The sequence below is a fragment of the Streptomyces sp. NPDC006997 genome (genome assembly GCF_040635175.1).
In the GTDB taxonomy this organism is placed as follows: domain Bacteria; phylum Actinomycetota; class Actinomycetes; order Streptomycetales; family Streptomycetaceae; genus Streptomyces.
Genome location: NZ_JBEYHH010000027.1, coordinates 17,421 through 29,832, shown reverse-complemented (window position 1 = coordinate 29,832; position 12,412 = coordinate 17,421). Strand labels below are relative to the sequence as shown.

The window sequence follows — 12,412 nt, the reverse complement described above, 5'->3', positions numbered from 1 at the left end:
ATGCTGCACAGCATGTCCACCACTGTTGAACCCCTCTCCGAGCGATCGGCCGCGGAGGTCAACGAGGAGATCCGGGCCCTGTGGCGCCGGGCGGGCGGGACACTCAACACCGAGCAGCGCGCGGAGTACCAGCGCCTCGTGATGGAGTGGGCCGCCGCGGCGCCCCAGTCGGCTCGCGCCGCCGCCTGACCACCGCGGGCATCCGCCGTCACCCGGCGCCCTGACCGGCGCCGGGCCAGTCCGTCTCCTCACCACCGACGCCAGTCGTCACCCCCACGTCGCCGAGTAGTGCCGCTGGTAGGACCTGCGGTCCTGCTCGGCGCGGATCCACCGGCTCGCCACCAGCGCGACCAGGCTCCCCGCGACGATCAGCAGACCGGGCCCGACGTTCCGCGGGTCCGACAGCCGCGACAGCAGCGCCGTCGCCCGCACACCCCCGTCCACCGGAGCCGTCGACCCCGGCGTCGCCGCACCCGGCGCCACCGCGCCCCGCGTCGCCGCCGCGGACGGCTCCGCCGACGCGCCCGCCCGCTGGTCCTGACCGCCCGCGCCGCGCGGCGCCGACACGATCAGGTCGAGACCGAGGGCGTCCAGCGCCTCCGTCACGGGCTGGAAGAACGTCGTACCCCCCGCCGCGCAGTCACCGCTGCCTCCCGAGGTCACCCCCAGCGCGATCCCCTCGGCGAACAACGGGCCGCCGCTGTCGCCGGGTTCGGCGCACACGTCCGTCTCGATGAGGCCGCTGACCGTGCCCTCCGGGTAGTTCACGGTGGCGTCCAGCGCGGTCACCCGGCCGTCCCGCAGCCCGGTCGTGCTGCCGCTGCGGAACACCCGCTGGCCGACCGCGGGATCACCCAGACCGGTGATCCGCACCCCGCGCCCCGCGCCCACCGCGACCACGTCGGCACCGTCGCCCGCCCGGCCGTCCGCGTACGCGACCAGCGAGAAGTCGTCGCCGGGGAAGCTGCCGCGGACCGTGCGGCCCACCTGCTGGCGGCCCCGGCTGTCGGCGAACCAGACCGAGCCGGTGGGCCCGCAGTGCCCGGCGGTGAGGATGAAGTCCCGTCCGCCGTCGGTCACGTTGAACCCCGCCGAGCAGCGCCCGGCCGTCGACAGGATCTGCCGCGCCCCGTTCAGCCGGGTGGTGAAGGCGCCCTCGGCGCGCTCCATGCGCACGGCGCCGTCCATGCCGTCGGCGAGGTCGGTCATCCGCGACCAGTCGGCGGCGGAGACGGTGCTGTCCCCGCGGACCACGACCTCGTTGGCGCGGTAGTCCACCGCCCACGCGGTGCCCGGCACCCGGGGCGCCGCCCGCAGCGCGGCCGTGGCCGACTCCAGGTCGACCGTGCTGTGCCGGACGACCTTCGGCGCCGCGCCCGCCGCCCGCACCTCGGCGGCGGCCCGCCGGTCGGTGACCGCGACGACCGGCCGCCCGTCGTCCCCGATCCAGCTGCCCGCCGTACGGGCGGTGCCGAGCCGGTCCAGGAGCGGGGCGGCGGGCGCGGCGAGGGCACCGGCCGTGCCGCGCGGCCCGGGGGCCGCCGGGGACTCGCTCGCGACGGCCCGGGTCACCATCACGGTGCCCAGGAGCAGTCCACCGACGGCCGCCAGCCGTGTCACCCGCCGGACGATCCGTCGTCGTGCGTGCCTCATACGTGGCTCCCGAACCCCGAACGCGCGGCGTCAGCACCGCGGGGCGCCCGGTGGTCGGGCGCCCCCCGTCCATACGTGCCGGGGCCCGCGGGTGTTCACCGCGCCGGGCGGTCGGCTCACCTCTTCAGCGCCACCCCGCCGAACATGGCGACCTCCTCCGGCTCCGGCCCGTCCGCGGGCTCCGGACGCCAGCGGGAGCACGACACCACACCGGGTTCGAGGAGTTCGTAGCCGTCGAAGAACCGGGCCACCGCCTCGGGGGTGCGCTGGGTCAGCTTCGGGGTGCCGTGCTCGTTCCAGAACTTCACCGCCTCGTCCACGTCGGGCATCGCCGGGCTGGTGATGGTGTGCGACAGCACCAGGTAGCTGCCGGAGGGCAGCCGGTCCATCAACTGCCGGACCAGGGCGTACGGGTCCTCGTCGTCGCCGACGAAGATGACCACGCCGAGCAGCACCAGCGCCACGGGCTGGCTGAAGTCGAGGGTCCTCGCGGCGTGTTCGAGGATCCTGTCGACGTTGCGCAGGTCCTCGTCGAGGTAGTCGGTACGGCCCCCGGGGGTGCTGGTCAGCAGGGCGCGGGCGTGCGCGAGGACCAGCGGGTCGTTGTCGACGTAGACGATCCGCGACTCCGGGGCCGTGCGCTGCGCGACCTCGTGGGTGTTGTCGGCGGTCGGCAGCCCGGTGCCGATGTCCAGGAACTGGCGGATCCCGGCCTCGGTCACCAGGTGGCGCACGGCCCGCCCGAGGAACAGCCGGTCCGCGCGGGCGTAGTCGCCGATGCCGGGGTGCAGCTGGCGGATCTGGTCGCCCGCGGCGCGGTCGACCTCGTAGTTGTCCTTGCCGCCGAGCCAGTAGTTCCAGATCCGCGCGGTGTGCGGCTGGTTGGTGTTGATGCGCTCGCGCAGCGTCTCGGCGACGCCGTCCGTCGCGGCCGGGTTCTCGGTCACGGGTCAGCTCCTGGGATGCCTGGTGCGTGGTGCGGGGGGTCAAGGAGCAATCTAGACGCCCGTGTTGATCTTTTACGGCCGGTCCCCGGTTTTTCCGCCGGGGCGCCGGGACCTGGTCCGCCGTAGACTCCGGGTATGGACGAGACGCTGCTGGGACAGCTCGGGGACGGCAAGTACCTCCTGCTCATCAGCCACCGCAAGGACGGTACGGGCGTGCCCACCCCGGTGTGGGTGGTACGCGACGGCGACGGGGCGCTGGGGGTGTGGACGGCCGCCGACTCCTGGAAGGTCAGGCGCGTCCGGCGGCGCGCGGACGTCCGGGTCGCCGCCTGCGACCTGCGCGGCAACCCCCGCGGCCCGGAGTACCCGGCCACCGCCGAGATCGTCGACGCCGCCACCGTCGCCCGCTACCGCAAGCTGATCGCCCGCAAGTACGGCGTCGTCGGCCGCCTCACGCTGCTCGGCAGCAGGCTGCGGCGGGGCACCTCCGGCACCGTCGGCATCCGGGTGACGCCGGAATCCTGAGGCCGGGTCAGCTCCAGGGCCGGTAGGGCTCGTCGAGCAGCTGGAACACCGGCTCGCCGCGCACCGGGTCCTTGGCGGTGGACAGCCGCACCCGGTCGCCGCTGTGGATGCCGACGGGCGGGCCCATGACCCGGCCGCGGACCACGAACCCCTCGGCCATCTCGATCAGGGAGACGTTGCGGGCGGCGGGGGTGTTGCGGTGCACCACGCTGGAGTGGCGGACCGTGCCGACGCCCTCGCTGCGCTCCTGGCGCAGGTCGCTGCCCTGGCAGACCGGGCACAGCAGTCGGTGGTACATGGCGGTGCCGCACCAGGTGCAGCGCTGGTAGAGCAGCGCCTCCTGCTCCGGGGCGGCGTGGTCGAGCAGGCCCGCCGCGGTCCCGGCGCCCTGCGGGGCGGCGCCCGTGGGGCGCGGGGCGGACTGGTGGTAGGTCGGACGTCCGAAGTGGTGCCCTGAGTCGTGTCCTGTGTGGTGGTACACGCTGGTCAACTCCCTGCGTTCGGCCGGAGATCCCCCGTGCGCGGCTCACCCGCGCACGGACGTGCCCGGTCGCCGTGCCACCGTGCACGCGCACAGCGTATGGCACTCAGTGTCAGCCGTAAAGGGACTCGGTACCACTCATTCGGGCCTGAGTCGCACTCCGGAAGAGTGCCTCTCGCCGCCCCTTGCGTCCCGCGTGCCGCGCCCTTCTGAAAATGCTGGCACTCAGTGCCGAACAGGGAGGGAATCGGAGGTCCCGAAGAGGCACCGCTTAGCCTTTCGGGACCGTTCCGCACCCCTGGGAGAGCCGTATGCCGTCCACCCGCCCCCGCGTCCTGTACGTGACCGACCTGGCCTACCAGGCGCGCGGGCGCCGCTACTGCGACGAGGACATCCGGCTCACCGCCCGGCTGCGCGAGGAGTTCGACCTCGCCCTGTGCCACCCGCTGGACGCCGTCGCGCTGCTGGACGCCTTCGACGCCGTGGTCGTCCGCAACAGCGGGCCGGTGCTCGGCTACCAGGCGGCGTACGAGGAGTTCCGCGCGCGGGCGCTAAGCACCGGCGCACGGGTCTACAACCCGCTCACCGGCCGCGCCGACATGGCCGGGAAGCAGTACCTGCTCGACCTGACCGCCGCCGGGATGCCCGTCATCCCCACCATCGACAGCACCGCGCACCTGGACCGGCTGCCGCGGGCCGAGCGGTACGTCGTCAAGCCCAGGCTCGGCGCCGACTCCATAGGCCTGCGGGTGCTGTCCGCCGGGGAGCTGTCCGGCCTGGCCGACGACGGCGTGCTGGTGCAGCCGTACGTCGACTTCCGCTACGAGGTCTCCTTCTACTTCGTCGACCACGACTTCCAGTACGCCCTGCACGCCCCGGACCCCGACCGGCGCTGGCGACTGGAGCCGTACCGGGCCACCGTCGAGGACATGGAGTTCGCCCGCCGCTTCATCGACTGGAACGGCATGGAGCACGGCATCCAGCGGGTGGACGCCTGTCGCGCGCCGGGCGGGGAGCTGCTGCTGGTGGAACTGGAGGACCTGAACCCCTACCTGTCCCTCGACGCCCTCCCGGACACCACGCGGGACGCCTTCGTCACGGCGTTCAAGGCGTCCCTGCGGCGTTTCCTCGCGGCCTGAGGATCAGACGCGGTCGGTGTCCGGTGCCATGACCCGGGCCACCGCGGCGGAGACCTGCCGCTGCACCGCGTCCGGCAGCGGATCGCCCTGGACGGCGGTCACCAGGTCGTCGGCCAGCCGGTGCAGCTTGGTGTTGGTGTTCTGCGAGGCCGCCACCAGGACCTCCCACGCCTGCTCCGGGTTCAGCCCGAAGGACGCCATCAGCACCCCGCGGGCCAGGTCGATCACCGGCCGGGTCCGCATGGCCCGGCGCAGCTGGACGACCTCCACCCCGAGGTCGCGGTCACCGTCGCCGCCCGCCGGGGGTGGGGCGAACATGCTGAGCGTGCCGGTCAGCGCCAGCAGCCGCCCCGCGGCGGGTCCGGCGGCGCGGACGGTGACCGTCCTGCCGTCGGCCAGGGCCTGCTCACGCACGGCGAGCAGGGTGTTGAGGGTGGAGCAGTCGCAGAACTCCACCCCGGCGAGGTCCAGGTCGATGCCCTCGGGGGAGTCGGTCAGGGCCTCCCGGAGGATCTGCTGCACCTGGTCGTCCACCGGCAGACCCAGCTCCCCACGGAGGGTCACGAGGGTGCGGGCGCCCTCGGACCGGGTCTCGGCCAGCAGGCCGCCTGGAACCACCGGTGCGACGAGAGCGCCGTCGCCGCGCGCCGCGACGGCATCCGCTGACAGGGGTGAGGCGGAACGCGCGGACTCCGGCATAGCCACCTCTTTTCGTGTCTCCAGGTCGTACGCCCTCAGGCTCACCCCATCCACGAGAACACGTCAAGGGATACCGGAAACAAAATTCAGGCTTTGGTATGCGGGAACCGGGGGACCTATGCTGGCTCCATGGGTGGAGTGCCGGAGCCGCATACGGGATGGACGTTTCTCACCAATCATGCACGAGTACTGGCCGCCATCGCCGACGATCACAACGCCCGCATCCGAGACATCGCGGCGTACTGCCGCCTCACCGAGCGGGCCGTGCAGAAGATCATCAGCGATCTGGAGCAGGACGGATACCTGTCGCACACCCGCGAGGGGCGCGGCAACACCTACCGGATCGAGCCCGCGAAGGTGCTGCGCCATCCGGCCGAGTCGGGGCTGACCGTGGCCGCCCTGCTCGCGCTGCTGGTCCAGGACGAGGCCCACCGCTTCCAGGGCATCGCGGACGACGGCACACGCCCCGCGGAGACCTGAACCGGTCTCAGGGGACGTCACCCGGCACCCTGATGTCGAGCACGCACACGTCGTCGCGCCGCTCGCCCTCCAGCATCGCCGACAGCAGCGGGCTCAGTGAGCCGGGCACCTCCGAGTGCCGCTCCCTCGTGGCCAGGGCCAGCCGCTCCAGACCCGCGTCGATGCACTCACCCGGGCGCTCCACCAGGCCGTCGGTGTAGAGCAGCAGCCGGTCGCCCGGTTCCAGACGGCACTCCGCCTCCTCGAACGCGGGCGTGGCGCCCGCCCCGAGCAGCATCCCGGCCGGGCGGTCCAGGTAGCGCACCTCGCCGCCCCGCTTCAGCAGCGGCGGCAGATGACCCGCCTGCGCCCACACCAGGCGCCGCTCCTCCGGATGGTAGCGGGCCAGCACCAGGGTGGCCGTGCCGTGGGAGTCGTGGGAGTGCAGCAGCAGCGTGTTCAGACGGCTGAGCGCCCCGGTCGGCGACGAGCCCGTGCTCACCATGCCCTTGGCGGTGAAGCGGAGCTGCGCCATGGTGGCGACGGCGTCGACGCCGTGCCCCGCGACGTCGCCGACCACGAACAGGGCGGTACCGTCCGGCAGTTCGATCGCGCTGAACCAGTCGCCGCCGACGTACAGCCCCGACTGCGCGGGCAGGTAGGCCACTTCGACGCGGAGCCCCGCCAACCGCACGGGCTGACGGCGCGGCAGCGGCAGCAGCGCGTGCTGGAGACGGCCCGCGAGCGCCCGTTCGGCCTGCAGGACGCCGTGCTGCACCAGGATGGCCCGCTCGCTCTCCACCAGGGCCAGTTCCGCGCTGCGCTGCGCGGTCAGGTCCTGGACGAAGCCGTGCACCTCGACGGGGCTGCCGTGCACGTCGGTCGTCGCCTCCGCGACGGCCCGCAGATGCCGGACCGCCCCGCCCGAGCGGACGCGGAACGGCACGTCCATCGGGCGCCCCTCGCCCACCAGGGCACGGACGGCGCCGGTGAACAGCGGGCGGTCCTCGGGCACCGCCAGCTCCGGCAGGGCGGTGAGGGGGAGCGGGGCGGCGTCGGGGTCGAGGCCCAGCACGGTGTGCACCTGGTCCGACCAGAGCGCCTCGTGGGTGACCAGGTTCCAGTTCGCCCAGCCGAGGTTGCCGAGCCGCTGCACGTCCGAGAGCCGCCGCTCCTGCCGGTTGGACGGGTCGAGCCGGGGCCAGGTGACGATGAGCCCGTCGCCGAGCCGCTCGGCCCGCACCGCGTAGCTGACCGGCTCCGCCGCCCTGGCGCCCACCACGAACGGCTCCGCCTCGTACGGCTCCCCGCTCTCCAGGACGCGCCGCAGCCCCGGCCAGAGCGCGTCTCCCGCGCCGGGCCAGCACTCCCGCAACCGCAGCCCGGTCAGGGGACGCCCGGGATAGCCGAGGAGGTCGGCGGCCTCCGGGCTGGCGGCGACGACGTGGTAGTCGTCGTCCGCCTCCCGCGCCCCCCGCGGCAGCGGGCGCAACAGCGCCACGGCGCCCGGCAGCACGTCCAAGACGGCCGCCACGGCGTCGAGGGCGTGCCGCTGTCCGGCGGGCGCGAGATCACGCACCCGCCCGGCGCACAGCGGCACGGCGGCCCGCAGCAGTTCCCGCTCCTCCGGGTCGAAGGGCTCACCGCGCTCGCGCAGCACCGCGAGGGCGGCCTCCGGGCGGGGACCAGCGGGCACCGGCAGCCAGGCGAGGGACCCCCGGGGTTCCGGCGGATCGCCGGTCAGCGGGTACCTCTCGTGGTCCCCCGCGTCGTCCGCCAGCCAGCGCGGCTCACCGGTGCTCAGCACGTCCGGCGGGGCGAGCCCGCCGGTCCCGAGGAGCGGCGGCACCCGGCGCCACCGCGCGGCCAGCGCGTCGTCGGTTCCGGCGTGCCCGGCCAGCTCAAGACCGCCGTCGGGCCGCGGCACGTAGACCAGGACGGCGTCGGCGCCGACGGGTGGCCCGAGGTGCTCCCGCAGGCACGCGGCCAGCTCCCGCCAGGTGCGGACGGTGACGAGTGCCGCGCCGAGCCGGGCGAGCGCACCGGACCGGTCGTGCGTCACCGGGGCGTCCGCGCAGGCCGTGTCGGTGGGGGGCCGCGGGGTGGCGGAGGTGTCCACGCCGGACGGGTGCCGGGCCAGGCCGCCGAGGGTGATCCAGCACTCCTCGATCAGGGTGCGGTTCCCGGCCTTGGCGCGCTGCGTCAGCTCCTCGAAGGCGGCGTCGGCGGAGCACCCGGTGAGCGCCATGACGGCGCCGCGGGCGCGCTCCAGCACCGCCGACGTCGCGGCCGCCTCGGCCGCGGCGCCGCGCTCCGGGGGGACGACCGGCTCGCTGGTCACGCGTCGAGCATCGCACACGGGCACACCGCTGGTCGCGGCCTCCGCCGCACCCGGGTCCGCCGCCGGTCAGCGCGCCGCGTTGTGGTCCGCGAGCGCCTGGGTGACCGCGCGGACGCTGCGGGCGATGTGCTGGAGCTGGAGCACCTCGGCGGCGTAGAGCCTGATGGTGTGCTCGATGACCGACTCCTGCGCACCGAGCCGGGGCAGCTCCGCGCGGGCGGTCTGGAGGGCGGTGCGGACGGTCCGGATCTCCTGCTCGACCTGGATCTGGGCGTGCCGGGCGAGCAGCACGGGATGGCGCAGGAACACCGGGTAGCTCGCGTAGCGGGCGGGCACCAGCTCACGCAGCCACCTGGCGGCGGAGCGCTCCCAGTCGTAGCTGCCGGGGGTCTTGACCTGGCAGGGCCAGTCCGCGCTGGTGCGCGTGGACGTCAGGGGCATGTTCATCGCTTCCGGTGTGCTGGGCGGCGGCATCCGCGAGCAGTATTTATATATGCCGTCCGGTTGGCAAGGCGCATGAAAACATTCATATGCCTCGCGTGCGCGGATCCACGTGCGCGGTCACGTGGGCAGGAAGAACTGGTTCTGCTCCGCGATGTGCTCGTACGCCTCAAGCCGGGCCTGCGTCCGCTCCGGGTCGGCGTCCGTCATGGCCTGGAGCAGCGCGGCGGCCAGCACCCCGGGCGCCGCGTAGGAGTCGAACACCAGCCGGGACCCGGTCCCGGTGGCGAAGGTGACGTCCGCCGCGTCGGCCACCGGACCCAGGGCCAGGTCGGTGATGAGCGCGACCCGCAGCCCCGCCTCCCGGGCCACCCGCACCGCGGTCAGCGTCTCCTGCGCGTGCCGGGGCAGCGAGAACGCCAGCACCCAGGAGCCCCCCGCCTCCCGCGACTGGAGCAGCGCGTCGTAGGCGACGGTGCCGCCCCGGGTGACCAGCCGGACGTCGGGGTGGATGCGGCGGGCGGCGTAGCCGAAGTACTCGGCGAGGGAGGCGGAGATCCGCAGCCCCAGCACGGTCAGCGGCGTCGACGCGGACAGCTCGCGGCCGACCTCGATCACCCGGCTGGGGTCGGCGAAGTCCCGGCGCAGGTTCTCCAGGTTCCCGACCTCGGCGTCCACGGCCGCCTGGAGTTCGTTGGCGGTGTTCTCCTCCGCCGTCGCCGGTCCCTGGGCGAGGGTGCCGAGCGCGATCGACTGGAGCTTCTCCCGCAGCGCGGGGTAGCCGCTGAACCCGACCGCCGCCGCGAACCGGGTCACCGACGGCTGGCTGACCCCGACGCGCTCCGCGAGGTCGGTGATCGACAGGAACGCCGCCTCGGTGAGGTGCTCGATCAGGTACTGGGCGATGCGCCGCTGCCCCGGCGACAGCCGCGGCCGGTCGAAGAGCGCCCTGAGCTGGGAGGCCGGGGCGGCCTCCGCCTCCGGAACCGCCTTCCCCGAGGTGATCGCGGATGCCTGTGCGCGTGCCTGCTGCGGCGATGGCACCGGTGCCCCTCTCGCTTCGTCCCGCAAGGAGTCTCAACATAGCTCACCCACCGTGCTGACCAGGGCCGGATCAGGGTCAAGGCCCAGCGGACCAGCGGCGGTAGAGCGTGGTCGAGCAACCGACCCGGTCCGCCTCGCGGCTGCCCGGGAGCAGGTCCGCCAGTGGCCCCCGCGCCCTCGCGGCGGCCGTCCCCGACACCACCGGCACCCACCGCCACCGCACGGCCGGCGCTCCGGAACCCGCATCTCGGCCGCCACCTGGCCCCACCCCTCCCACCCGGGCCCCCGGCGGGCCGAACGGCCCGGTTCAGGGGACCGATGGCGGACCGTCCTGCCCCGGTCGGCCCTGCTTGCCGGTCCTCCCGAAGAGCGAGCATCGAGGCAGTGGGGACACATCCACACGAGGTTGAGAGAGGGAGACCGCGATGACGGCGGCAGCGAAGGAACCGGCGGCAGCGGCTTGGCGCGGATTCACCGGGACCCGGTGGCAGGAGCGGATCGACGTACGCGACTTCATCCACGCCAACTACACGCCCTACGAGGGCGACGCGTCGTTCCTGGCCGGGCCCACCGAGCGCACCCGCACGGTCTGGGAGAAGGTGAGTTCCCTCTTCCCCGAGGAGCGGCGCAAGGGAATCCACGACGTGGACGCCGCTACACCGTCCACGATCACCGCGCACGCCCCGGGCTACATCGACCAGGAGCGTGAGCTGATCGTCGGACTCCAGACGGACGCCCCGCTCAAGCGCGCGATCATGCCCAACGGCGGACTGCGCATGGTCGAGAACGGGCTGCGCGCCTACGGCTACGAGCCCGACCCGTTCGTCCAGAAGGTCTTCGGCACCTACCGGAAGACCCACAACGACGGCGTCTTCGACGCCTACACCCCCGACATGCGGGCCGCCCGCAAGGCCGGGATCATCACCGGCCTGCCCGACGCCTACGGCCGCGGCCGGATCATCGGCGACTACCGGCGGGTCGCGCTGTACGGCACCGACCGGCTGATCGCCGGCAAGCGCGCCGAGCGCGCCCTGCTGGACGCCCGCCCGTCCACCGAGCACGTCATCCGCGACCGCGAGGAGATCGCCGAGCAGATCCGCGCCCTGGACGAGCTGAAGCGGATGGCGGCCAGCTACGGCTGCGACGTCACCCGGCCCGCCGCCACCGCCCGCGAGGCCGTGCAGTGGCTGTACCTCGGCTACCTGGCCGCGGTGAAGGAGCAGAACGGCGCCGCGATGTCGCTGGGCCGCACCTCCACCTTCCTCGACGTCTACCTCCAGCGGGACCTCGCGGCGGGCGTCATCGACGAGGAGCGCGCCCAGGAACTCGTCGACGACTTCGTGATCAAGCTGCGGATCGTGCGCTTCCTGCGCACCCCCGAGTACGACGCCCTGTTCTCCGGCGACCCGACCTGGGTCACCGAGTCCATCGGCGGCATCGGCGACGACGACCGCCCGCTGGTCACCCGGACGTCGTTCCGCTTCCTGCAGACCCTCTACAACCTCGGCCCCGCCCCCGAGCCGAACCTGACCGTGCTGTGGTCGCCGCGGCTGCCGGAGGGCTTCAAGGAGTTCTGCGCCCAGGTGTCCATCGACACCAGCGCCGTCCAGTACGAGTCCGACGAGCTGCTGCGCCCGCACGCCGGTGACGACACGGCGATCGCCTGCTGCGTCTCGGCGATGGCGGTCGGCAGGCAGATGCAGTTCTTCGGCGCCCGCGTCAACCTCGCCAAGGCGCTGCTGTACGCGGTCAACGGCGGCCGGGACGAGATGTCCGGCGACCAGGTCGCGCCCGAACTGCCCGCGCTGACCGGGGAGTACCTCGACTACGACGAGTTGTCCGGGGCGTACGACAAGGTCCTCGACTGGCTGGCCGGGACCTACGTCGACGCGCTCAACGTCATCCACTACATGCACGACAAGTACGCCTACGAGCGCATCGAGATGGCCCTGCACGACTACCCCGTGCACCGCTACATGGCCTGCGGCATCGCCGGTCTCTCGGTCGCCGTGGACAGCCTGTCGGCCGTCAAGCACGCGCGTGTGAAGGTCGTCAGGGACGAGACCGGGCTCGCCGTCGACTACGAGGTCGAGGGGGAGTACCCCGCCTACGGCAACAACGACGACCGCGCCGACATGCTCGCCGTCGACCTGGTGGAGGCGTTCATGGCGAAGGTGCGCAAGCACCCGACCTACCGGGACGCCGAGCACACCCAGTCGGTGCTGACCATCACCTCCAACGTGGTCTACGGCAAGCACACCGGCAACACCCCGGACGGCCGCCGCGCCGGACAGCCGTTCGCGCCGGGCGCCAACCCGATGAACGGCCGCGACAAGCACGGTGTCGCCGCGTCCGCGCTGTCGGTGGCGAAGCTGCCGTTCGAGCAGGCCAAGGACGGCATCTCGCTGACCACGACCATCACCCCGCAGGGGCTCGGCAACCACCCCGGCGACCGTGCCCACCACCTCACCGGCATCCTCGACGGCTACATGTCGGCGGGCGGCTTCCACATGAACGTCAACGTTCTGGACCGGGCCACCCTGGAGGACGCGATGGAGCACCCGGAGAAGTACCCCGAGCTGACGATCCGGGTCTCCGGGTACGCGGTGAACTTCGTCCGGCTGACCCGGGAGCAGCAGCTCGACGTGATCAGCCGCACCTTCCACGGATCGCTGTGACCACC

12 protein-coding genes are annotated in these 12,412 nt (G+C 73.3%); 5 read left to right on the top strand and 7 right to left on the bottom strand.

Annotated features, from left to right (window positions below):
• Complete coding sequence (locus tag ABZ659_RS25115) at window positions 1–189, top strand: hypothetical protein (protein ID WP_360224224.1); 189 nt, start codon at window positions 1–3, stop codon at window positions 187–189.
• 78 nt (window positions 190–267) lie between these two features.
• Here ABZ659_RS25115 and ABZ659_RS25110 read toward each other — a convergent pair whose 3' ends face one another.
• Window positions 268–1,653 (bottom strand): S1 family peptidase, encoded by a 1,386-nt coding sequence (locus ABZ659_RS25110; protein WP_360224086.1) that lies wholly within the window; start codon window positions 1,651–1,653, stop codon window positions 268–270.
• Window positions 1,654–1,769: 116 nt separating this feature from the next.
• Window positions 1,770–2,600, bottom strand: coding sequence for an SAM-dependent methyltransferase (locus ABZ659_RS25105; RefSeq protein ID WP_360224084.1), 831 nt, complete (start codon window positions 2,598–2,600; stop codon window positions 1,770–1,772).
• A gap of 135 nt (window positions 2,601–2,735) precedes the next feature.
• Here ABZ659_RS25105 and ABZ659_RS25100 point away from each other — a divergent pair, with 135 nt between their 5' ends.
• Window positions 2,736–3,125, top strand: coding sequence for a PPOX class F420-dependent oxidoreductase (locus tag ABZ659_RS25100; RefSeq protein ID WP_360224082.1), 390 nt, complete (start codon window positions 2,736–2,738; stop codon window positions 3,123–3,125).
• A gap of 7 nt (window positions 3,126–3,132) precedes the next feature.
• Here ABZ659_RS25100 and ABZ659_RS25095 read toward each other — a convergent pair whose 3' ends face one another.
• A complete protein-coding gene (locus ABZ659_RS25095) occupies window positions 3,133–3,492 on the bottom strand; it encodes a zinc ribbon domain-containing protein (RefSeq protein ID WP_360224222.1) in 360 nt (119 codons plus the stop codon).
• Between the two features lie 425 nt (window positions 3,493–3,917).
• Between ABZ659_RS25095 and ABZ659_RS25090 the strand changes: the two genes are divergently transcribed.
• Entirely contained in the window at window positions 3,918–4,745 is an 828-nt protein-coding gene (locus tag ABZ659_RS25090) for a hypothetical protein (RefSeq protein ID WP_360224080.1), read from the top strand.
• 3 nt (window positions 4,746–4,748) lie between these two features.
• Here the strand turns inward: ABZ659_RS25090 and ABZ659_RS25085 are convergent, their stop codons facing one another.
• Window positions 4,749–5,444, bottom strand: coding sequence for an ANTAR domain-containing protein (locus tag ABZ659_RS25085; RefSeq protein ID WP_360224078.1), 696 nt, complete (start codon window positions 5,442–5,444; stop codon window positions 4,749–4,751).
• 129 nt (window positions 5,445–5,573) lie between these two features.
• Here ABZ659_RS25085 and ABZ659_RS25080 point away from each other — a divergent pair, with 129 nt between their 5' ends.
• Entirely contained in the window at window positions 5,574–5,924 is a 351-nt protein-coding gene (locus ABZ659_RS25080) for a helix-turn-helix domain-containing protein (RefSeq protein ID WP_360224076.1), read from the top strand.
• A gap of 7 nt (window positions 5,925–5,931) precedes the next feature.
• Here ABZ659_RS25080 and ABZ659_RS25075 read toward each other — a convergent pair whose 3' ends face one another.
• The 3 genes from ABZ659_RS25075 to ABZ659_RS25065 all read right to left on the bottom strand — a co-directional run bounded on the left by ABZ659_RS25075 (window position 5,932) and on the right by ABZ659_RS25065 (window position 9,729).
• Complete coding sequence (locus ABZ659_RS25075; RefSeq protein ID WP_360224074.1) at window positions 5,932–8,244, bottom strand: SpoIIE family protein phosphatase; 2,313 nt, start codon at window positions 8,242–8,244, stop codon at window positions 5,932–5,934.
• Between the two features lie 66 nt (window positions 8,245–8,310).
• On the bottom strand, window positions 8,311–8,691 hold the full coding sequence (locus tag ABZ659_RS25070) for a hypothetical protein (RefSeq protein ID WP_360224072.1): 381 nt from the start codon (window positions 8,689–8,691) through the stop codon (window positions 8,311–8,313).
• A 114-nt stretch (window positions 8,692–8,805) separates the two neighbouring features.
• Window positions 8,806–9,729 (bottom strand): MurR/RpiR family transcriptional regulator, encoded by a 924-nt coding sequence (locus ABZ659_RS25065; RefSeq protein WP_360224070.1) that lies wholly within the window; start codon window positions 9,727–9,729, stop codon window positions 8,806–8,808.
• A gap of 425 nt (window positions 9,730–10,154) precedes the next feature.
• Here ABZ659_RS25065 and pflB point away from each other — a divergent pair, with 425 nt between their 5' ends.
• A complete protein-coding gene (gene pflB, locus ABZ659_RS25060; RefSeq protein ID WP_360224068.1) occupies window positions 10,155–12,407 on the top strand; it encodes a formate C-acetyltransferase in 2,253 nt (750 codons plus the stop codon).
• The last annotated feature ends 5 nt before the right edge of the window (window positions 12,408–12,412 follow it).

Bases quoted from the DNA above. Each gene is read 5' to 3' on its own strand.
- ABZ659_RS25115 (WP_360224224.1), top strand. From the start codon at position 1: ATGCTGCACAGCATGTCCACCACTGTTGAACCCCTCTCCGAGCGATCG.
- ABZ659_RS25085 (WP_360224078.1), bottom strand. From the start codon at position 5,444: ATGCCGGAGTCCGCGCGTTCCGCCTCACCCCTGTCAGCGGATGCCGTC.
- ABZ659_RS25110 (WP_360224086.1), bottom strand. From the start codon at position 1,653: ATGAGGCACGCACGACGACGGATCGTCCGGCGGGTGACACGGCTGGCG.
- ABZ659_RS25070 (WP_360224072.1), bottom strand. From the start codon at position 8,691: ATGAACATGCCCCTGACGTCCACGCGCACCAGCGCGGACTGGCCCTGC.
- pflB (WP_360224068.1), top strand. From the start codon at position 10,155: ATGACGGCGGCAGCGAAGGAACCGGCGGCAGCGGCTTGGCGCGGATTC.
- ABZ659_RS25080 (WP_360224076.1), top strand. From the start codon at position 5,574: ATGGGTGGAGTGCCGGAGCCGCATACGGGATGGACGTTTCTCACCAAT.
- ABZ659_RS25090 (WP_360224080.1), top strand. From the start codon at position 3,918: ATGCCGTCCACCCGCCCCCGCGTCCTGTACGTGACCGACCTGGCCTAC.
- ABZ659_RS25100 (WP_360224082.1), top strand. From the start codon at position 2,736: ATGGACGAGACGCTGCTGGGACAGCTCGGGGACGGCAAGTACCTCCTG.